The sequence below is a fragment of the Brunnivagina elsteri CCALA 953 genome, from assembly GCF_002289455.1.
Lineage (GTDB): Bacteria > Cyanobacteriota > Cyanobacteriia > Cyanobacteriales > Nostocaceae > Brunnivagina > Brunnivagina elsteri.
Genome location: NZ_NTFS01000007.1, coordinates 17,506 through 41,178, shown reverse-complemented (window position 1 = coordinate 41,178; position 23,673 = coordinate 17,506). Strand labels below are relative to the sequence as shown.

Here is a 23,673-nt window from a genome sequence, read left to right as displayed (position 1 = left end):
GGTTATTTTATGCCTCTTCATATTAAAATGGTATAACTTTGCCAAAAAGGGCGCAAATTTTCAAGTAAATTTAGTAATTCAGTCGAATATCCTTACGTGTGCTTTGAAATACTTGTTATTTCATTTACTTACAAAAAAATCTATTTACTGATAATTAACATTAAATATAGTATGTAAAAAAAATCACAGATGTTGGCTTTTCTTTTAGAAGGAACCATAATATATGTATACCTATCTACCTCCGGGTGTACTATCGGTAAATTAATTGTGATACAAATTACGTTCTTACACACCAAGCTAAAAAAATTAGTAAATTGGCAAATATATGCTGATAAGTTAGTCTATGAGCCATTTTTGACCAAAGTGGTAGGACAATTAGACTTATGTTATGGCAAAGTAAATGCTAACGTACTGAGTAGGCTTAAATCATGATATTACTCGGTTCATTGGTACGTTCTAAAGATAATAGTTTGGGTATAGGAAAGGTAATTGATATATCAGATACTCAGGTAACTATTGAATATTTTTGCTCAGTAGGTCAACGTATAGAAAAAAGCTTACCGTTAGACTGCTTGTCTCAGTTTAGACTAGAGCGTCAAACTCGATGCTATATTTACCAAGAAAGTTGCGAAACTTGGATTATAGGTAGAATCTATGAGTGGGATGCGGAATTTAGTAAGTATCGGATAGATTTACCCAGTAAGAAAACCATTCTAGTCAGCGAGAAAGAAATTTACGTTCGTTGCAATTTACTCCAAGCAGAACCGATTGAAACTTTGGCAATGAAGGGACAAGAAACGCCCTATTTTTACGATCGCAGATTTGCTCTTATTAAGTCCTTGGTATCGCAACGTGCTGTCAGTCGCGGGATGACGGGCTTAATATCTGCCAACATTAAACTTTTCCCTCATCAAGTCGAAGTTGTCCGACGGGTACTTGAAGACCCAATTCAACGTTATTTATTAGCAGATGAAGTTGGCTTAGGAAAAACTATAGAAGCTGGTGCAATCCTGCGTCAATATCTTTTGGATGAACCTTCTGGATATGCGGTGGTTATAGTACCGCAGTATTTATTATCACAGTGGAAAACTGAATTAGAAAATAAATTTTATATTTCCCATTTTCCCAAACGGGTTGGAATACTTGCAGTTGAGGATATCAAAAAAATTAACCCAAAAGCAAAAATTGGCTTACTAATTTTGGATGAAGCACACCATATTGCCGCAATGGGAAGCTCCAAAGATGCCGCAAAACTCCAGCTTTTCGAGGCTTACAGAAATCTGACACATAAATGCGATCGCTTACTACTACTTTCGGCAACTCCAGTTCTCAACCATGAGGAAGATTTTCTGACAATGCTGCATTTTCTCGATCCGAGTACCTACCAACTTAATGATTTAGCAAGCTTTCGGGATAAGGTAGCAAGACGGCAGGATATTGGTAGGATACTGCTGTCGTTTAAGGAAAATGCAGATTCCTTTGTTCTGAAAAATAGTCTCAAAAGACTTCGTAACCTGTTTCCCGAAGATGGTTATTTATTAGAGTTGATAGATAGCTTAGAGAGTATTCTCGCAGCTAAGGTTGGCGATACGGTGACGATTGTGCGAGCGATTCGTACCCATATTAGCGATACCTACAGACTTCACCGTCGAATGCTTCGCAACCGTCGTGCATCTGTAGAAGATGTTATTTTTGACCGCAAAATTACCCCAAAAGCTGAGTATGACTTGGATGAACGAAGTTATGACATCCATGAAATACTTGAGGGATGGCGTAATGCAGCACCGGATAAACAAGAATATCATCAGATTTTTCTATTGTTATTTCGTGCTGCTGGGACTTGGTTAGGTATTTTAGAGCAGTTAATTAAAGTACGTTTGGGTATATCCTCTGCGGCATTAATCCAGGAATTTGGTGCAGAATCCGACAAAATTCTGACTCAAACCCCAAAATTTAATAACGAAGAAGAAATTTTAGAAAGTTTACTACAAATCATCCAACAACCTTCGGAAGATGGGGACAGGCTCGAATTACTCAAAATAGTTATACTTCACCATCTCTGCGAACCGTTGAAGCTGCAATCGTTGAAAGCCAACATACCTAAATTATTGACAGAGGTACAAAGACGGTTAAAAAGACCTGTACCGGGTGACAGTTTGCCAAAAATTGTTGTATTTACTAGTTTTGTGCAATCTTGTACCGAAATTGTCCGCGTATTGACAGATTGCTTTGGTAAAGATGCTGTTGCTGCTAATCAATGCGGGCAAACTCGTTCTCAAAGTGAAGAAAACTTAAATCGGTTTAAAAAAGACCCGAATTGCTTTATTTTAGTTTGTGATTTTTCCGGCGAAGAAGGTCTTAATTTACAATTTGTTAATTATACAATTCATTTTGATCTACCTTGGACACCAAATCGTCTCGAACAAAGAATTGGCAGAGTAGATAGAATTGGTCGTTCATTGAAAGTAGAATTTACGGTATTTGCTGGTGTCGATTTACCTGATAGCCTCCACGATGCATGGTTTAGTGTTTTTAAAGAAGGGTTTAATATTTTTCAGCAATCAATTGCTAGTCTTCAGTTTTATGTTGATGAAAAATTGCCCATATTGGCAGAAGTTTTATTTAGAAGAGGAGCAGAAGGACTATTAGAAAATATTCAAGTAGTTAAGGAAGAAATTAGCCAAGAGCAGGTCAAAATTAGCGAACAAAATGCCCTTGATGAAATTGATGCTCTTGATGATAGTTCTAGCGAATATTTCCAAAAATTAGATGATTATGACGCTTGCCATCAAGATATGGAGCGATTCACCGAAGATTGGGTTTGCGATGCATTACAATTTAAGGATATTAATGACCCCAATATATCAAAGGCAAAGCGATATCGAGCTACCGAACGTACATTAATTCCAGCCGATGATTTAAGAAACAATTTTGCAAATACCTTAGATGGGTTTGGTACATTTAATCGTAGCGTAGCAAATCAGCAACTAGGATTAAAACTTTACCGCATTGGTGAAAAGTTTGTAGAATCACTGTCATCTTATCTAAATTGGGATGATAGGGGTAAAACATATGCAATGTGGCGATTTGAGGAAAATTGGGATTCGAGTGAGGGTGAGGAATGGTATGGTTTTAGATTTAATTATGTTGTGGAAACAGACATAGTTAATTATCAAAAAAATATCGCCAATCCTAAAGTTTTACAAAGACGTGTAGATGGCTTATTTGCTCCATTTGTAAAAAGTATATTCATTGATGCCAGATATGAACCAATGACTATTGTTGAAGATGAAAATATTTTAAAGATTCTAGAATGTCCTTATCAATATAAAGGAAGTAAATTACGGGATTACAACTTAGCAAAAAATCGTTTGTATATTCTTGATAATTTTATTGAGTCTAGTAAGTGGCAGAAAATATGCGATCGCGCTCGGCAAACATCTTTAGATTTGCTGGTTCAACAGCCAGATTTTAGTAAGTTGTGTGATAAAAGTAGCACCTATGCCGAACAAAATTTAGGTAGGAGATTGGAACAATTACGTTTGCGTCTTAATCGGCTTAATGAACAGGGACAAGTTTCTAATGTGAAACTCCAACAAGAACTTGATAATGAAAGAGAATTAAGCCAAGTCATTATCGAAGGAATTCGCAAACCTTTAATTCGTCTCGATTCTGTTGGTTTTATTATCATTTCTGGACGACATCTACCTCCAGTTGAAGGAGAATAATCGATGAGTGACTCATTTTCAGCACTGCGAGAAATTCTTAAAACTGGTAACATCGCCGAAGATATTAGCTATATTTCGGAACCTTGCCACCAGCGTTTATTAGATGCATTACGTAACTCACCGGGTTCTGGAGATGTTGTTAGTCTGGTGCGGCATATTTTGCGACGGGAAGATGAAAAGCAGGGTCGAAGTTCTCCAAGTTACCTGCAAATACCTCGAAAAGCACCTTTTCTGAAAATTAATTGGGAACAAGCCAGTATACAAACATTTAACGAGCGTAAAGATTATTATCTAATTAGTGCTTCTGCTTGGCAACCCCAATGGCTTGATGATTCTCAGGAATATCCCCCAGATAAACCACTATTTGATGAGAAAAAGTGCCGTAATTATGAACCCGTTACTGGCGACCTTTTTTTACAACTAGTGAATCGTGAAACCTACCTCAGTATCGGACAACGAGATGCAATTCGTGGCATATTAACAGCACCAGAAAATAGCACTTTAGTAATTAATTTACCTACAGGTGCGGGAAAAAGTCTTTGCGCTCAATTACCAGCTTTATTAAATTCTCGAAACAATAACGGGGTGAGTGTGGTAGTTGTCCCCACTACAGCATTAGCGATTGACCAAGAACGGGCATTAAAACCTTTAATAGAGCATCCTACAGCTTATTATAGTGATGATTCGGTTGAAGGAAAAGAGAAGAACAAGGGAATACGCGATCGCATTCGCAACGGAACCCAAAGAATTGTTTTTACCTCTCCGGAAAGTTTAATGAATTCTCTCGCTTCTTCGCTCTATGAAGCCTCAAAATCGGGCATGTTGAAGTATTTTATCATTGATGAAGCCCATATGGTTGAGCAATGGGGCGATGATTTTCGTCCTGCGTTTCAAGAAATTCCGGGTTTGCGAAAAGATTTATTACGTCTTAATTCTTTCACGACATTATTACTAACAGCAACCTTAACAGAATCTTGTTTAGATACTTTAGAATCATTATTTGGTCAGGATTTAAAAGTCATATCCGCCGTCCAGTTGCGTCCAGAACCTGCTTATTGGTTTAAATGGTGTCAAAGTTCTGAAATTAGGAAACAGAGGTTAATAGAAGCCATATCTCACCTGCCTCGTCCATTAATTATCTATACTACAAAAGTTGAAGATGTAGAATACTGGAAAAAAGAATTAAACCGGGCTGGATTTAAAAGACATGACACTATGACAGGAAAATCAACTACTAGGCAGAGGGAAAAACTAATTAAAAAATGGCAAGAGAAAAAGATTGATATAGTGATTGCAACTTCTGCTTTTGGATTGGGTATAGATCAAGCTGACGTGAGGGCAGTAATTCACGTTTGTATACCCGAAACCATCGATCGTTTCTATCAAGAAGTTGGACGAGGAGGAAGAGATGGTAAAGCATGTATGTCGCTGACATTATATACAGACGAAGACTTTAATATTGCTCTTGGTTTACAGAAAGATGCGGCAATTACTGTCGAGAGGGGATTGGAGCGCTGGCAAAGTATGTTTATAAAAAAAGAGAATTTACAAGATGGACGATATCGGATACCTATTAATAATCCTCCCTCTTTATCTGAAAAAGATATTGATATGCAAAATGAACAAAATAGAGCTTGGAATATCCGCACTTTAACGCTGATGAACCGAGCAAATCTAATTGAAATAGACTCGGAGGAACCTCCGTTGAAGAAAAACTTTGAGTCAGAATCTGATGAAGTTTATCAAAAAGCCTGGGATTTGTACCGAAATTGTCGCATTATTCGCATTCGCAATGAATCTCACGATAAAAAACTAACTTGGGAAGATGACATTGAACCAGTTCGCAAGCAAAGGCAAAATTGGAGTGATAAAAATCTTCGACTTATGAAAGAAGCTTTAAAAACTAAACGTTGTATTTCAGAAATATTTGCAGAAGCTTATAACATTTCTGCACGTTCAATGGGAAATAGGAGTTCGGTAATAGTTTCTAAAGCTTGTGGAGGTTGTCCAGTTTGTCGAAAAAATGGAGTTACAGCTTTTGCCGGAATAATGCCAGCATCAAGAGCAGTATGGCAAAATCCAAATTTTTATCTCGGTGGAGAATTACAAAGGCTAATTGCAGGTGAAAAAATATTGCTTATTTTCTATGATTCTGTGGAAGAATTAAAAAAATTTCAAAGAGGAAGAAAAATATTTAAGTGGTTAATTGAGCAGGGTATGAGAAATATCATAATTTCTCCAGAATATAGAGAATTTATCAAAGAAAATTCTAAAATAAATAATTCATTTACTTTTCTATTTGATAACTACGAACCTTACTTAATACCACGCATTCCTACTTTAATTTTCCATCCTCCGGGGAACCCGTTATCTCCAAACTATTTATCGAATACATCAGATATAATGCGAGTTATCCTACTTTCTAAAAATACACCCGATCCAGATAGAGAAGACAGGCTATTAATTAATATTTTTCCCGGCAAATATTTTAAATTCGATATATTTTGTACTGAGGTTAGTATATGAGTGTTTTAAAAACAGGTTTAGCAAATCCTAGTAGAATGCGGGGAATATTTAGATACTTACTTCATGTTCAAGGACAAAGTGAGAAGAGAGACGTATTAGAAAGAATATTGTCTCCTGATAAATTAGTGGAACATTTAGCGAGCGAAGAAAAATCAAAAGATAAAAAAAGCTCCCATCCCATGTTCAATGACGCAATTAGAGAAAGCATAAAATGCAATCTTTTAATCGAAGAAGACGAAGAAGTTAGAATTAACCAAAATTTACCAAAAGACGCAATAAATCCTCAAACTGGTGACAAGCTATTACCCGATACTTTCAATCACTTGTTTTTTACATCTGAGAATGAAGATGAAGAAGATTTTGGTCGGGTTTGTGCTTGGTATTTAGCGCAAGATATCTACGATGCTCCTGGAACTTGGGAAGAAGTGGAAAAGCTGATTAGCGAACAAAAAGTTGGTGATTTAAAAATGACGAGTAACCGCTTCTTTAGTCAAATGGATGATTGGATGCGTTACATGGGTTTTGCATGGGGTCATACTTTAGCAGGAAAAACAGTCACAGTTCCCGACCCAACAGCTTATATTAAACGTAATCTTCAGTGTTTATTTAATGGGGAAGAAGAAATTAAGATAAAGGATTTTATTAATAGATTGACAACACAATGTCCTTTGTTTGAAACCGGTAAATTTCGGGAAGAAATCGAAGCGCAAATTGGTCAACGTCAAACTAATTATCTTTCCACAACTACAGCTTTTGCTTTATTTCGACTTCAAGATGAGGGTGATATTGAATTAAAAAGACAATCTGATACAGATTTAATGATTTTACCAAAAGCAAATAATCAAGTTGATGACGATGGACGAATTTCTCACATTATTTGCAAAGGGGACAAATCATGACCTTTAAAAATTATGTTTGCTGGAACCTAGATATGATTCGTCAAGTGATGAATGTGGAAGCAACCCAAACCTCCAATCATTTATTTTTGGCTACACATCATCCTATTTCCATGTATCGTCAGGATTCAATTAAAGCATCATCACAGAATGAATATAACGAAGCGCAGTTTCTTCAGGATTTTCTAGCTGAAAAAGATTTTGCCTTTGTACCTGTTTTGGGTGAGACAGGTACAGGGAAATCCCATTTGATTCGTTGGTTGTCGGCTAATATAGAATCAACTGATAAACGTAAGGTTCTACTGATTCCCAGAATTGGCACAAATTTAAAAGATATTCTGGAAAAAATTCTCAATATTGCAGGATTTGAAGAAGATAAATTAAATCAGTATCGCAAACGGTTAAATCAAACAACTCGGACTTTAACAGATAAAGGTGCAAGAGAACAGCTATTAAACAATTTAGCTTTTCAAATTGGGATAAACGGACAACATTTAAAGGCTAAACTTGCTGATGAAGAAACTCAAGAACATCTGATTAAAAATTTACCAGCTTTGCTATATGATGATTTTTTTAGAGAAAATTTATTACAAGATGAAAAAATTATTCATCGCTTAGTAGTTCATACACTTGGATACAAAGATAAAATTGAAGATATCAACGAGCGTCGTGAGTTTTCTGCTGAAGATTTACCACTGAATATTTTAGATATTCAAAAAGCTGGACAAAAAGCAAGGGACTTTTATTCTTTCTTAATCAATGATGAGAATATCCAACAACAAACTGTAACTTGGTTAAACTCTCACTTAGATGATGCAATTAGCCAAGTTTTGAATTTGGGTCGGGAAGATTTACAAAAATTGATGCGTGAAGTCCGCGAAACTTTGGCAGAAAAGAATATTGAATTGGTACTGTTAATTGAAGATTTTGCTAAGTTACAAGGTATTGATCGGGAAGTATTAGAAGCTGTTTTAGCACGACCTCAACAAGGTGAAAATAAGCCATTGTGTGCGATTCGGACAGCATTAGCTTGTACCACAGGCTATTTTAAAAATTTAGTTGATACAGTTCAACAGCGTATTACTTTTAGTGTCAATCTGAATATTGACAAAATTGGTGACAAATCTTTAATTACCCAAAATGATGTTCAGATATTTGTTGCCAGATATCTCAATGCTGTTCGCTTAAAAGAAACAGAAATTATTGATTGGGCAAGTTCTCAAAATCGGGATAAGATAGCAAGTGCTTGTGAAGATTGCGAATACTCTCAAGCTTGCCATGCAGGGTTTGGAGATATTGAAGGAATGGGACTTTATCCTTTCAACTCCAAAGCTTTACAGCAGATGTTTAGTAGAGTTAATCCAGATGAATTTAACCCCAGAATTTTGATTAGAGATGTCCTGAAATACACTTTAGAAAATTCTGTTGATGATATTAAGAATGCGAATTTTCCCTCAGTTAGCTTAGGAAAACACTTTGGGAAAATGCGATTGAGTGCTGAAATTAAATTAGATATTCAGAAGAAAGATTCGCAAAATTCCAAGCGTCGTGAGATATTTTTAGACTTGTGGGATAATAGTAATGAGCTTTGTAATTTATCTCCAGAGGTTCATACAGCCTTTAATTTACCTCTTCTTGATGTCAAAACTAAACCAACGGAAATAAAGCAGCTTATACCGCAATCTAAACTTAATTCCAAGACAACAATTTTTGTAGAATCTCCGCAAGAAGATAAAATTGATACTTTAGTCGAAGAGATTCCAGAAACGTTGAAAAGCAAGCTAGAAATCCTCGACAGTTGGAATAATGAGGCAATTTTACCAGATGCGATCGCAAAAGATATTCGGGAGTTACTTTTTCCTGCAATTATGGAAAAAATCGAATGGGATACTGAAATGCTTCTTAAGGGTAGCTTTGTCGGTAGTGGTGGTAAATTACTTCAACAGCGAAATTTAATTTTCCATAACCCTAAAGTCAAAAGAGGGACTTATTCAGGGGTTGTTTTCTCACTTCCCCTTAACCCAGATAACAAGAATGAATTTACGGAAACAGCATACGTTTTTCAAGGTATTTTAAAATACAATCACTATAAACACTGGAAATTTCCGAATGGCGATCGCTATTTTCGCATGTATGCAAAGTATTTGTCATGTTGGAGTCAGCATGTCGTCGAAAAAATTCGTCTTTATCCCCGTGAATCTGGGGAACCTTGGAATCCTGTACCTGCTGCGGTGGAATTACTGGCAATTAGTGCCACAATGGCAGGACATCCAACGAATACGCTGACAGATTTGATTAATTCGTTGTTTGTAGATATAGATAGCAATGATGATACAACTCGTGCGTCAAGTTGGAAAACGTTATTTGATACTTTTAAGAAAACTAAAAATCGAGAAGCATTATTAGATATTGTCAAAAGTCGAATTGCTTGTACCAAAGGTAGCACTTCACCGTTTCAAATTATTGATGCAGTTCAAATTATTGAACCTTTAGAAAAAGTGCGTAAATCTTGGCAACCTCAATGTGAAATTCCCGAAGATGTTCGAGATGGGTTTCCAGAATTACAAAAAGTACGCCAACAGGTAGATGAATTGTTAGAAAAAGCGATTCAAGAAGAGTATGAACGGCAATTTAATATTTATCAATCTTTAGTATCTGAGTTGGGAGAGGATATTAATAAAAACAAAGTTATTGATGCTCTAGAAATGGCAATGAGTTCAGCCAGAGATGAGGGTATATTTCGTGGTAGAAAAGATTTTGATGGCATGAAAGATATGTTAAATAAATTTCGACGCACTGCAATTACCAAGTATCAAGATTTAATGAAACGCATCCAAGATGAGAAGGAAAATTCAGAAAATAATACTGGTAAGTTACTAGCATATTTAAGCGAAGATTATCAAAAAGTAATTACTGATTCTAAGGATTTTCTCAATGATGCTGATAGTTTTCTAAGTCTCTCGCTTTTGGAAGTGAAGAATGGCATTGCAGTGTTAGAACAATCAGGTGAAATATCACTAGAATCTAGCCGTAAAGAAATTAACGATGGATTGGCTAATTTACGAAATATGATGAATGAAATTAAAGGAGATACAACAACATGCTAGTAGAAAAATCACAGGAACTAATTGAGCTATCAAAACAAAAAAAAGACCTACAAAAGTTTGCGAATAATCTAAAAACTTTCCAAACTAGACAAAAGCAAATTAATGATGCAGTTGCAGTTATTCAACTCCCTGTGGAAGCATTAGTAACGTTTCGTCAAAGGAATATCATAGATATAGTTTTAACCCAAAATTTAACCAAAAAAGCAGATGCACTGCTGAATTTTATTATTACTGCTGAAGAAAATTTCAAAAATGACCCTGATTGGATTCTCGATAATACAAAGTTTGATGGTAATGTTTTCAAACAAAATGTAGATGGCTTAAAAGCATCAATAGATAAGCTACTAACTGAAGCTTGGAGAAGCTACTTGGGACAACAAATGCCTAGTACGAATAGTGAAATACTAAGTGTATTATCTAAAGTTGAAAACTTTAAATATCCAGTGCAACAAATTCGCAATCTCGATGCAGAAATAAAAAAGATTGCTTACCCTATAAATAATTCTCAGTTCGCAATATATGAGCAAAAAATCGCACAATTAAGACAGTCTTGGGATACTCTTAAGTCTGATGATTTTCCAGATGCTGTATTAGATTTTATCCGAGTTACAGCAAATCAAGGAACTTCTTTAAAGCTTTTAACTCCAGAGGTACAAAGTTGGATTAATCAACATGAGATTGCTGATAATTTTAAAATTAGTCTGATTTAGGGGATTTCCAGAAAATAAAATATCCCAATTTATAGATTTACCTATCACTCATAAATAAGGGATAATTTATTTCTTGGTGTTCCCTAGTCGCAATTCTATTTAACTTCTGTGGTTTATTCTCTTAAATAATTTGTTCTTTAAAAATATTAATATGACTCTCAACTTAAATGAATTAATTAGAGATTTTTTAGATATCTTAGAACGTCAAGAAGTTCAACTTCTTACTTGGGGTATCGTTGATGGTGGATTTTCTGAAGATGAAATTATTGAATTTGTCGAAGTTTTTTTAAATATTTCCGATGCTGATATAGATATTTGGGATTTTATCAACGAAGTAATTGAGCGAAAATTACTCTTTGAATTTAACATTAAATGTACTCGTATTTTCCGTACCAGAATGGCAGAATCGGTCAGATTATTTGCCCGTCTTCGTCAACTTTTTCATAACAATACCTGGCAAATTTCCCCCACTTTGGTGGCTGATTATCGCTTGCAAATTCGTCCAAGAATTTATCCAAAAAGAGATATCACTTTAAATATAGTAATTGAAACGCTAGAAGCGGATAAACTACTAACTCCCCTGAAAAAAAAAGCAATTATCTCGATATTAAACTCTCATAACCGTGGTGAAGTTCTACTTGCCGATTTTCAGCTACGTGCGACAAGTCGAATGCTGCGGGATTTAAATAATACCAAAAGTCGCGGAATGATTGTTTGTGCTGGTACTGGTACAGGAAAAACTTTAGCATTTTATTTACCAGCATTAGCACATATTGCAGGTTTGGTAAAAAACAATGAATATTGGAGTAAGGGATTAGCAATTTATCCCCGTAATGAACTTCTCAAAGACCAATTTTCTGAAACCTATCAAGAAGCACGTCGTCTTGATGCTGTTTTGAAAGCTGAAGGAAAGCGTCAAATTATGATCGGGGCATTTTTTGGCTTGACTCCCAAAAGTGCAACCATCGAAAGTATCCAACAGAAATGGGAACCTGAAGATGGTGGGTTTACTTGTCCTTACTTACGTTGTCCTGAATGTGAGGGAATATTATCCTGGAAACGCGCAGATATCGAAGCTGGTAGAGAAAAACTTACTTGTATAAAACCATCATGCGGTACTATTATCCTAGATTCGGAGATAATTCTCACGCGCGATCGCATGATGAAATCTCCCCCTGATTTGGTTTTTACCAGTACGGAAATGCTAAATCGATCGATGGGTGATTCTTATTACGGTCATATATTCGGGATTGGAGCTACGAAAAAACCTCAGTTAGTTTTACTGGATGAGGTACATACTTATACAGGTATCCACGGGGCACAGGTGGCTTACTTGTTGCGACGTTGGCAGAAAATAATTGCCAAAAAAGTTCAATTTACAGGACTTTCGGCAACTCTCGAAAATGCAGCAGAGTTTTTTAGCCAACTTACAGGCTTAAATCCCGGTTCTATTGAGGAAGTTTCCCCCAGCGAGAACCAAGTTGCGGAAGGTACGGAATATCAATTAGTTCTCAGGGGCGACCCCGTATCGGGAACGAGTTTACTGTCTACAACAATACAAGTTGCAATGCTGCTGAGACGAGTCCTTGACCCCTCACAAGACCCTCCCAGTCAAGGGTTTTATGGTTCCCGTGTTTTTGCTTTTACTGACGATTTAGATGTTACCAATCGCTTATTTCATAACCTTTTAGATGCCGAAGGATGTGACAGTTGGGGTCGTCCTTTGCGGGGAAGACTGCCATTTGCAACATTACGATCGCACAATGCATCCGAGAGTAGCGATCGCTTGGTAGCTGGGCAATCGTGGCTTTTATGTGAAGAAATTGGTCATGGGTTGGAATTACCTTTGAGTATCGGTCGTACTAGTTCCCAAGATACCGGAGTTACCCCGAATACGGATGTAACTGTTGCTACTGCATCCTTGGAAGTCGGATTCAATGACCCAGAGGTTGGCGGTGTAATTCAGCACAAGTCACCACGGGATATGGCTTCATTTCTGCAAAGAAAAGGACGTGCGGGACGAAGACGAATTATGCGACCTTGGACAGTGGTGGTACTATCCGACTACGGACGCGATCGCATTGCCTATCAAGGTTATGATTTGCTTTTTAACCCAGTATTACAATCGCGATCGCTCCCCATCCAAAACCGCTATGTTATCCGCATTCAGGCTGTTTTCGCTTTTATGGATTGGGTGGGACAGCAGTTAGCAATCAAGGGAAGTGTGTGGTATGATTTTGCCAGAGCTTCTGAATACGACAGAACACGTCAGCAATTAGAAATAGAATTAATTGAAAAGATTCTCGAAACCGAACCAGGACAACTCGAATTAGCTGTATATCTCCAATCAGCCTTGAATTTAAGTAAAGATGAAGTCGAAGCGATTTTCTGGGAACCCCCAAGGTCATTGATGATGGTGGTACTTCCCACTTTGCTGCGACGTTTAAAGTCAAATTGGTCTCGCATCCCCTTACATCCCAACGAATCAAACCAAGATTATCAAACCAACTACCCCTTACCCGATTTCGTTCCCCCCAGTTTATTTAGCGACTTACTATTACCAGAAGTAATAATTACGACTCCTCCCCAATTACGTAGTAGCCAGTCCGATATTAACCTCATGCCCATTGTTCAAGCCCTGGAAACCTTTACTCCGGGCAGAGCTAGTCGTAGATTTGGAATACAACACATCCATGCAACTCACTGGATTGCTCCCCCCAATTGGCAAGAAAGAGAACAAAATTTACCAATAGAAGACTACTGTACTGAATTTGAATCAGCCGGAATTTTTCAACATTGGCAAAATGGGAAAATTGCAGATATTCGTTGCATTCGTCCTTGGGCAATCAATCCTACCCAAGTACCTGCCAGCGTTTCCATTCGTTCCAATGCCCAATTAGAATGGTGCAGTCAAATAATTCCACCCGACTTTGGTATTAAACTCGAATTACCCCAAGGTTCCCCCTGGTGTAAAATTATTACAGAAATTTGCTGCTTTACCCACACCCAACAGTCACCAGTGGAAGCACGACGGTTTGCGATCGCATCCCATGCCAATATCCGCTTCAAAAAAGGTTACGAACTCGATACTACTATTCACTTTACCCAGCAGGATGGAACCCCTTTCGCAGTTGGATTTGCTCAATCTGTTGATGGTTTGGTGTTTCGCTTTCAACTTCCCCCAAGCATTGAAGTCAAGTCACGGGATACTACCTATTTTCAACATCGGGTATTGACAGATGAAATATTATGTGAATTAACAAATTCTCTACAACGGGAGTGGCTGTATCAAATATATCTATCAATGCTTACAGCCCGCGCCCTAGCAAATAATATATCATTGTCAGAAGCCTTGAATCTGCTTTTGGGTGAAAATATCGGCGAGGAAATGGCAAGAGTTCTCGATAATATCTTCCAAACCTTGAATGTTGAAGAAACCCTATTGGAAGAAGGGGAAGAAGCATCATCACAAAATGTAGTTAGGCAAAAGGTACATGACAAATTACGGCTACTTTGCAACGCAGATATCATTCAAACTAGATTAAACGAATTAGCAAAGGTGCTTTGGTCAGAACCCGATGAACAATGGCACAGTTGGACAGCCTTACGCTTCAAAGCTACCGTGGGAGGGGCACTATTAGAAGCTTGCAGCCAGTTGTGTCCCCATTTTGACCTGGGAGAACTAATTTTAGATATCGAACCTGGTCCCCGTCCAGCCGATGTACCTAGCATACCAGAAGGGTACGAAGAAATTTGGATAACCGAATCTAGTATCGGTGGAGGTGGGGTAATTGAGGAAATCTTGCGACGCTACGCAACCGATCCGGCGAATTTTTTCCGCTTGGCTGAAAGTGCTTTGGAACCTTCAGATTTTGAGATTGTGGACTCGGAATTAACGCGGTTACTGGAATTAACGGAAACCAGTGCAGATATCATTGACGCGATGGCAGATGTGCGATTAGCTCAAGGATATGGGGAATTAAAACAGGCTTCTACCCAACTGCGAAAAGTCCTATCTTCCCAGGGAATTTTAGTAACCCATCCCGTGATGACGGCGATAAATACAAGAATTTTGCGTCCTGGAAGTACCCCAGACACCGATAAACTATTATTAGATTTGATTCGTCTATGGCACCAACAAGAAGAAAGATTGGGTATTGAAATTGATGCGCGGGTTTTTGCCTATGTAGCCAGCAACTCGGATAAGCTAGATAAAGCATTATTACATCTGGGTTTAGTCCAACCTAATCCCTACTGGCGGTTTCAAGTAATTTATGGGTTGTTGTGGGCAAGGGGAAATATAATTCGTTCCCGTGCTTTATCGATTTATAACCCCTTTGCCAGCTTTGTCGATGCCGATCGAGAAACATTACTTGGTTTATTGCAGGCAAGCAACACCATAGTATATTTAGACCAACCTGATTGGCGCAAACAGGTAGAGGAAGCATTTACACAAGGTACATCAGTTTTGCTGATAGCTAATTGCGATCGTAAGGAAGATTTGAAATCAGCAATTTTGGATTTAGTTGTCAAACCGATGGAATTAGGATTTTTGCAGGTTTATCCATTGGTTGAAGGAGTGCAACGGCATTCGCATGGGTTTGGGGTGAGATTGCGAGTCAGGGAAGCAGTGCAATAGCTTTAGTTTATTTTCCCTAAGCTCAGTGACCAAGCGCTTGCCTGTGAGAATAAATTTATAAATGGAATTGAAAATAAATGGAATTGAAAAATTGCTGTAAATCAAACTAAATGCCCTCTCGCTATATCCACTCTCGCCTAAGTTCTCGCCAAGTTCCCGACTTGTTGCAAACAATTTTTATCTCCGAACTCATCAACCCCAGTCAATGCTTGTGGCTGATTTCCCCCTGGATATCCGATATATCTATTATCGATAACACCGCAAATACTTTCTTATGTTTAGAACCCTTGTGGTGCCGTTCCCGTATTCGCCTTTCCCAAGTCCTCACCACCCTAGCATCCAGGGGAACCACTATCCATATTGCCACCCGTCCCGATACCCACAACCGCAGTTTTATTGAAGCACTTCAGGTAAAAAATGATGCTATGAATTACCACATTCACATTACCGAAGAACTTCATATCAAAGGCATTCTCGGAGACGGTTATTATTTTGCGGGTTCGATGAACTTCACTTATAACGGTATTACAATCAACGAAGAAGGAGTAACATATGAAACATCTACAGAAGCGATCGCAGAACAAAAGTTGATTTTTACTAACCGATGGGGAGGGGCGAGATGATGAAAAATCCCAACAACGCACATGTTCGCCAATTCCTAGAACGATTTTTTGGTGCAAGTAATAAATTTAACTTGAGGGAAATTGAAGGCGATGAAGCAAAACATGCAAAAATCCTTCCTTGGCTAGAATTATTGACCCAAGTCGAACCCCAATCAACTGTTTTACCCTACTGGCACGGTGGCATTGTCGATTGGTACGCCATCCCGACTCAAGACCAGAATGCATCTTCAGAACGCCAATTATGCCGCTTGAGTGAGGAATTAATGGGGTTTGTTGGTTGCACATATTCGACATTTCGCGGAGAAAGGGCGCAATTAAATCTGGTAGACCCCGTGGAGTTGGCAGTTTACGAATTTACCGAGGGTGCTACCATTAAAATATCTGGAAAAGCTACAGATATTTGGGAAGCTTTAGAACAAATGCGGCGAGTCGGTGAAAGACGAGTTAAGCGGATTGCAGATATCCCCCAGCCTACAGGTAGGGTATTGCGCGACTTTTATATGGCATTACAAGCAAGCGATCGCATTGCTGCCGAAAGTTCTCTCCAATACCTCGTAGACCAGCATCGTTTAGATACATTGAATCTTCTGTTTCTACGGGTACAACTTTTAGCGGAATTGGGGCAGTGGAACGAGTTGCTTGCTCTAAAAGAATTTGCGAATCTATTGCAGGTTCGCCGTCCTTTTGCTGTCACCCAGGCTTTACAATTGGCTGTATATCGCACCCAATTACAGCATTTTGAAGACAATAACGCCCCTGAAAGTGCGATCGCTTATTTTCAAGAGGTAGTTTTTCCCCAATACAGCAATCTTTTTACTGCTCGTGCTGGGAGTACAATCCCGGAAGTGCTGAAATTATTTATGTTGCTAGCGGTAGCAGAAGAACCAACAAATCCAGCTTTACGTGACGAACTTCTGACAATCCCACAAATTGAGTCAAGCGATCGCATTTACTTAGAAAAATTAGCCGCATTTTTGGCTGACATGACTCCGGAGTTGGGGAATGTTAGGGAACTGCAACAAGCCGAACTATTATGTAAAAGCGGAGATTTCGACCGTGGGTTTTTATTGCTGGGAAATGCTCCATCATCCTTAGAAAAAGTTCGCTTGCTCCTCGAATGCGCGTATGAATTGCAAATTTTGGCGGCTGAAAAAGCAGCATTACAAGCCTTTGATGAGTTGACTGTTGAAGAACAAAGAGTATTTTTAAAGGTTCGGTGGAACCAAAATTTTCTTACCCAACTGCAAGGAATTCAAGCCTTCTCAATTCCAGTAAATTGGTTTGAATGGCTATCTGAGTTAGAAAAACAACCAACTTGGGAAAGAGCGATACAGATAGCCCGTCAGGGAGCTACCGAGTGGGATATTAATAGTCTGCTGATACAAGCAAACGCCAGAAGTATCACCGAATTCAATGATTTATTAAATAAAGTTGCTTCAACATCTGAATTGATTCTTCATGAATCTCTACCATACTTGTTGCAATTTTTCCAAAAAGATGAGCAATTTCCCCGAAGTGAATTTTTCACCCTTTATTATTCGCTGCTAGAACTGCTAGTTATTAGTACACAAGGTAGCGATGTCGATTTAGTTTTATTCAATGATTTAGCTCAAGCGCTTTTGACTACTGATATAGATACAGCCACATATACTGAAATTCTCAACCATGCCTTAGAACTTTGGAGCCGATTTTTCTCACCTAAAAAGGTTGATTGGGCGATCGATTTAATTGATATACTTGTATGGTATCCAAGTCCCATCCCCGAAAAGCGTCAACAATTCCTATTTGCTGTAGCTGAAACTATGCGTCGTTTTCAAGAACGTATTGATGAAGCACAATGGGAACTCTTTCGCAATTTAGTTAAAGATTTACAATTAACAGCGTCGCTTCCAGATTTACTTGGCGAAAAAGCAACTTTAATCGAGTCGAGTATTCAGGTTGAAGCAAATATTTTCCACAAACTCAAAGGCAAATCGATCCTAATTTATACCCTCACAGAAACCGCAGCAATTAGAGTCAAAGGTATTCTGGAAACAGCTTGTCAAGAAGTTACAGTTCACCTCAGCCATGACAAGGGAGGTAATGACAGGTTGCGTCAGTGGGTGAGAAATTCTGATATTGTTGTGATGGTGACGGCTAGTGCCAAACATGCAGCCACAGGTTTTATTGAAGCACATCGTTCATCTCAACTTGCACCTATTTTGTTGGTTAATAGTAAAGGTAGTGCAGGAATGCTGCGGGTAATAAGGGAATATTTAGCTGGTTAATAATTCCTTCAGCAAACTATACGCGATCGCGCTTTATCACCTCGATAAAAACGGTCGAATAAATTCTCGCGATCGCAGTCGAGAATATCCTGAGAAGCGTTACTCACACAAATAAAAGCTGTTTGACTCTGTTGGTAGGCTTGAATTTTGATCCAACCGTTGGGTAAATTATACTTAATGGCATTAACAATCAGATTTTGCAGGTCTAATGAAATACTGACAAAACTAAATTTATAATTGTTGCCTCCTTCCCCTTCCCGCTTGACTTTGGTACAATTCATCCAGCAAATGATAAAAACCATGCTACAAATTCGCGGGTTAGTCAAGGCTGCTCAGAAAGCGCAGGAACAATTAAAGATAGGAGTTGCATCTGCGGAAGTGCCCGCTTTCCAGAAATTTGTTCTCACTTCAGTCGAGACTGTGGAAAGCTTGTGTGCTGATGCTAAGATGACACCTCACCAATTGCCAGTGCGATCGCGTCAGGCATATTATTTTTTGAAGAATATTGATTTACATAACCTACCTTCGTCTGTGAGTCATGTCATACGTACTCAGGTGCAAACACTAGGTATTAAAAACATTAAGACTCGCCAAAAGTCAATATTATGGGAAATTTTGCGGCTAGCATCGTCTTTCAGGTTGGAAGATATTGATACTTACGAATTGAATAAAACACTGAGTGGAGTTGTGGCAGCGATTGAAGAGATATGCCATGAGCAAAATTTAACCCCAGTAAATCTGACAAGTTCTTCTCGACAAGTCTACGCTTGGATGAAGTTTTTGGCTGTGGAAGCTAATTTAAAGCTACATTTAGAGACTACACAGCGTCTGAAGTTAATTGCTCAGAATTTATGCGGTTATTACGGTCATGAAACTGTGAATCATGTGGTTGAATTAACTAATCTTTCTGGCTTATACCGCAGTCGTTGGCTGGGAAATAATATTAATCTCATCGTTAGCGAGGGTTTTATTAATGCTAATGAGGACGTATTAACAGCATTAGTTAAAATTTCTCTACAAGGAAAAAGTCAAGAAGATACAAGAATTATCCGTGAATATGCGAGTTCGGATGAATACAGCGACATTTTATTGGAATTAGATTTGATTACGGAAACAGCGACTGAAGATGGCAAGGGAAAGTATTACAATTTGGATCAATTATTTGACAAAATCAACTGTGAATATTTTGCGGCTAAATTAACCAAACCCCGTTTAATGTGGAGTCAATTTCAGACTTATCGTAAGTTTGGGCATTATGAACCTGCTAGGAATAGAATCGTTATTAGTTTAACTTTGGATGAAATCGCAATTCCTGAGTTCGTTGTCGAGTTTGTTTTATATCATGAATTGCTACATAAGTATCATGGTGAAAAGTGGGTAAATGGTAGAAGAATGGTTCACACACCAGATTTTCGCCACGATGAGAGTAAATTTAAGTTTTATGATGAAGCCGAAGCATGGTTAAGCAAATTAGCTTCACGATAGGAAAATATTAATCGCAAATCGTAGGGGTGGGGTATTTCCCACCCTTACTGACTAATGATACGAGCGATAAATCTATGGTTGGGATATTTGCTTTTATTTCATGAAATGCAAAAACTTCCTTTTCCCACTCCAAAATAAACTTCAATTACTGTCCACAATACTTCTATTCAGTTCTTTGCACTTAGCTTCAGCAGCTTGGTAAGCGTCAAGATATGGTTTATCTCCCAACATGACATCACCATAATACTCATATGGAGCATTGCCATATATAGGCAAAGGATCATCTTCAGGGTAATCTTCCTGTGATTCTTCGATAATTGCTTTTAATTTTTTCCTAGTGAAACTTTGTGCAGAAAAATACATCAATTCTTCAGCATTTTTTTTAATATGTGGTAGATTTGGGTCGATTACCTTATCATCTACTTCAATCCATGCATGTTCTAGAGGTCGAAATGGTTTACCAATGGCAACCAAAAAACCCTGAACATAATTTGCACTTTCCGTTGCTAATGCGGCTTTGTAGGCATTCTCAAACGGCTTTTTCGATTTACTTTTGATTGTTTGTGCGACTTCGAGAGATAGTGCTTTGTCTAATTGTTTACTCATCCAAAACCATAGTTGGAGCACCATATATTATAGTACCATATAACTCTCAACTTTTTAGACATCTCCGAAAATGGATGTATAGACGTAGCAATGGGGAGGCACGACAAGGGTTTCAGGTAACGAATAATTAAATATGGTAGTGCGATCGCAATTCTTCTTTTTCGACTTTCAAGACGGTTTTCAATTTGAACGGGTTTAGACAAATCAATAAATAAACCGACACATTATGAACTGCATCGGTTAGAAAAATTTGATTAATTTAGAACTAGACTGAGAACGGTTAGGGACTTCCAAACAAAAAAATCTCTTGATAGAAAACTTAAGCAAAAGCAGATGCTTGAGGTTTAGCAAAAATCATCCTACCTGCGGAAGTCTGTAAAGCACTGGTGACAACAACTCGAACCTCACCACCAACGTAACTACTACCTTCTTCTACAACAACCATAGTACCATCATCAAGATAACCTATCCCTTGACTTGGTTCTTTACCCTCTTTTAGCACCTTAATATCGATGTTATCACCAGGTAAGTAACTTGGACGAACAGCATTAACCAAGTCATTAATATTCAATACTGGCACTTTTTGAACACTGGCAACTTTGCATAAATTGTAATCATTTGTTAACAATGTGGCATTAATTTCCTGAGTAAATCTCACCAATTTTGCATCAACAGTTGCAATATCGTCATAATCGGATTGATTAATGAGAATCCGTTCAGGGTAATTTTCTCGGATGCGGTTGAGGATTTCCAATCCACGTCTTCCCCGCACTCGTTTTTGATCCTTACTTGCATCTGCAACTTGCTGTAACTCCTGCAAAACAAATTGGGGAACAATAATTTGTCCTTCCAAAAACCCAGTTTCTAGCAGTGTTTCAATCCGTCCATCAATAATGCAACTAGTATCCAAAACTTTCGTACTAGCAGGTTTGAGAGTTCCCTCAACAACCAGCGATTCGACAGTGCTAGGATTAATAAAACGCATCAACCCGCGTCCATGAGTATCAGCTAAGTTCATGCCAGTGTATGCCAGCACAATACAACCAACAACTGCCACCAAGGGCTTAATAAAGGTAAAGTCGGAGGGGATGGGCAGCAAAAATAGAGGTGCAAGCATTAAGTTTGCAAGTAGCAACCCAATGATTAGCCCGATCGCACGAGTTACAATTACTTCAAGTGGCATTTCCCTAACTTGAGCTTCCAGTCGTCGATATCCCGTTTGAATCCGCAATCCTACCGCACCACCAATAATGGCAGCAAATACGGCAAAAACAAAGCGTAAAGCTTCCAGATTTGAAACTCGACTCAGTGTCCCTTCGGGGAGTAAATCGGTACTGAAGAACCCTACTCCCGCAGCTGCCAGGATGAATGAGAAAATAATAATGGCATCTAGCATGGTATCTATTGGTTTCCTGCAACCGTAACTTATCAATAATATTGAGTATCTTTTATATCATTCAGCACATTAGATTCGTAAATGATTCATAAAAATTAGTTTAGTTTAGTTTAGTTTAGTTTTATTGGGGGACAATAGCTGGGAGCAAAAGTGATTGAGACAATGAATCTGGGAATGGTCATATATATAAGCACCTCTATGGGGACTGTATTTACTTACTAGCCGTTTAATATGGTTGTATCTGCAAACATTATAACTAAAGAGCTATGTTCTTTATCTTCTTTAGCTTTTCATTATTTTGAACATAAATAATTGTGAACTTAATCTTTATTTATCATCCTCATGACTAATACTCCGACTAGTGCTTACGTGCATATTCCATTTTGCCGAAGACGGTGCTTTTATTGTGATTTTCCCATTTCGGTTGTAGGCGATCGCAAACGTGGTGAAAATAATAGCGCTATCTCCCATTATGTTGAGGTGGTATGCCAAGAAATTCTCATGACATCTACTATTACATCTACCATTCGTGAACCATTCACGACTATTTTCTTTGGTGGTGGAACTCCTTCGCTTCTATCCACGGAACAGTTACAAAGTATAATTTCAGCCCTAGAAAGGGGGTTCGGTATCTTGCCTAATGCAGAAATTTCGATGGAAATGGACCCTGGTACATTTAATTTAGAACATATCCAAGGCTATCATCATGCTGGTGTCACCAGGGTTAGTTTCGGAGTCCAGGCATTTCAGGAAGAATTATTGCAAATATGTGGTCGTTCTCATAATGTTGCAGATATTTACACAGCAGCAAATTTGATTCGTGAAGTCAATATACCCGAATTTAGCCTCGATTTAATTTCGGGTTTGCCGAAGCAAAGTTTACAAATGTGGCAGGAATCTCTCGAAAAAGCGATCGCATTAGCACCTACCCATATATCTATATATGACTTGACAATCGAACCAGGAACTGCTTTTGGACGCTACTATAAACCGGGAGATAAACCTTTACCTACCGATGAAACTACGGTAGATATGTATCGGATGGCTCAACAAATCTTAACTAGGGCTGGGTACGAACATTACGAAATTTCTAATTATGCGCGATCGCATCATCAATGCCGACATAATCGAGTTTATTGGGAAAATCGACCTTATTACGCTTTTGGGATGGGTGCTGCAAGTTATGTTGATGGTAAGCGTTTTAATCGTCCCCGTAAAACCAAAGATTATTATGCATGGGTTGAAGCTGGTGCGGTGGTGGATTGTGATATAACACCAGAAAACGAGGTATTATTAGATACTTTGATGTTGGGATTGCGGTTAGCGGAGGGGATTAGCTTGGAGATGATAAAACGGGTATTTGGAGAAGAGAAGCAAAGAGAGATATTAAGGATTTTGCAACCATATTTTCTGCAAGGTTGGGTAAAAGTTGTAGATCAAACTTTAGATAATCAAATTTTAGATCGAAGATTGCGACTTACCGACCCAGAAGGGTTCTTATTTTCTAATGTTGTTTTAGCAAAGTTATTTACAGATTTGTAGAGATGGAATTAAAATAATTTGGTTTTTCTCTCTTTTCTTCTTGATGTCTTCTTATTATTAATAGACATGACCGAATTTAATTATGCGTTACCCAGAACCTTTGTAGAGACTGCGAAGTTGCCGCGAAACTTTGCCACGGGGATACTCC

The 23,673-nt window shown here is 38.2% G+C and carries 13 protein-coding genes; 10 read left to right on the top strand and 3 right to left on the bottom strand.

Features of this window, described 5'->3' with window-relative positions; genetic code table 11:
* Positions 1-428 precede the first annotated feature (428 nt).
* From dpdE to dpdD, 8 genes are all read left to right on the top strand, one after another.
* Positions 429-3,728 carry a protein DpdE gene (gene dpdE / locus CK510_RS01365; RefSeq protein WP_095719975.1) on the top strand — a complete coding sequence of 1,100 codons (3,300 nt, stop codon included), beginning with the start codon at positions 429-431 and terminating at the stop codon, positions 3,726-3,728.
* 3 nt (positions 3,729-3,731) lie between these two features.
* Positions 3,732-6,254, top strand: a complete 2,523-nt coding sequence (gene dpdF / locus CK510_RS01360) for a protein DpdF (protein WP_095719974.1) — start codon at positions 3,732-3,734, stop codon at positions 6,252-6,254.
* Positions 6,251-7,153 carry a protein DpdG gene (gene dpdG / locus CK510_RS01355; protein ID WP_095719973.1) on the top strand — a complete coding sequence of 301 codons (903 nt, stop codon included), beginning with the start codon at positions 6,251-6,253 and terminating at the stop codon, positions 7,151-7,153. Before dpdF ends, dpdG begins: the two co-directional genes overlap by 4 nt.
* Positions 7,150-10,257, top strand: a complete 3,108-nt coding sequence (gene dpdH / locus CK510_RS01350) for a protein DpdH (protein WP_095719972.1) — start codon at positions 7,150-7,152, stop codon at positions 10,255-10,257. The genes dpdG and dpdH overlap by 4 nt, the downstream gene beginning before the upstream one ends.
* Positions 10,251-10,967: a hypothetical protein gene (locus tag CK510_RS01345; protein ID WP_095719971.1), complete on the top strand. Its 717-nt coding sequence runs from the start codon at positions 10,251-10,253 to the stop codon at positions 10,965-10,967. The genes dpdH and CK510_RS01345 overlap by 7 nt, the downstream gene beginning before the upstream one ends.
* A gap of 151 nt (positions 10,968-11,118) precedes the next feature.
* Positions 11,119-15,606 carry a protein DpdJ gene (gene dpdJ / locus CK510_RS01340; protein ID WP_095719970.1) on the top strand — a complete coding sequence of 1,496 codons (4,488 nt, stop codon included), beginning with the start codon at positions 11,119-11,121 and terminating at the stop codon, positions 15,604-15,606.
* 110 nt (positions 15,607-15,716) lie between these two features.
* Positions 15,717-16,229 carry a phospholipase D-like domain-containing protein DpdK gene (gene dpdK, locus CK510_RS01335; protein WP_095719969.1) on the top strand — a complete coding sequence of 171 codons (513 nt, stop codon included), beginning with the start codon at positions 15,717-15,719 and terminating at the stop codon, positions 16,227-16,229.
* A complete protein-coding gene (gene dpdD, locus CK510_RS01330) occupies positions 16,226-18,496 on the top strand; it encodes a protein DpdD (RefSeq protein WP_143289182.1) in 2,271 nt (756 codons plus the stop codon). Before dpdK ends, dpdD begins: the two co-directional genes overlap by 4 nt.
* A gap of 8 nt (positions 18,497-18,504) precedes the next feature.
* On the opposite strand, the gene CK510_RS01325 is transcribed toward dpdD, so the two are convergent.
* Entirely contained in the window at positions 18,505-18,798 is a 294-nt protein-coding gene (locus CK510_RS01325; RefSeq protein WP_095719967.1) for a hypothetical protein, read from the bottom strand.
* On the opposite strand from CK510_RS01325, the gene CK510_RS01320 reads away from it, so the two are divergent.
* Positions 18,797-19,981, top strand: coding sequence for a SprT-like family protein (locus CK510_RS01320; protein WP_095719966.1), 1,185 nt, complete (start codon positions 18,797-18,799; stop codon positions 19,979-19,981). The two genes, CK510_RS01325 and CK510_RS01320, sit on opposite strands and share 2 nt — an antisense overlap.
* Before the next feature lie 141 nt (positions 19,982-20,122).
* Here the strand turns inward: CK510_RS01320 and CK510_RS01315 are convergent, their stop codons facing one another.
* Together CK510_RS01315 and CK510_RS01310 are read right to left on the bottom strand one after the other, a co-directional pair.
* Positions 20,123-20,587, bottom strand: a complete 465-nt coding sequence (locus CK510_RS01315) for a hypothetical protein (protein WP_095719977.1) — start codon at positions 20,585-20,587, stop codon at positions 20,123-20,125.
* Positions 20,588-20,906: 319 nt separating this feature from the next.
* Positions 20,907-21,983, bottom strand: coding sequence for a PIN/TRAM domain-containing protein (locus tag CK510_RS01310; protein ID WP_095719965.1), 1,077 nt, complete (start codon positions 21,981-21,983; stop codon positions 20,907-20,909).
* Positions 21,984-22,325: 342 nt separating this feature from the next.
* Between CK510_RS01310 and hemW the strand changes: the two genes are divergently transcribed.
* Positions 22,326-23,525 carry a radical SAM family heme chaperone HemW gene (gene hemW / locus CK510_RS01305; protein WP_095719964.1) on the top strand — a complete coding sequence of 400 codons (1,200 nt, stop codon included), beginning with the start codon at positions 22,326-22,328 and terminating at the stop codon, positions 23,523-23,525.
* Positions 23,526-23,673 lie beyond the last annotated feature (148 nt).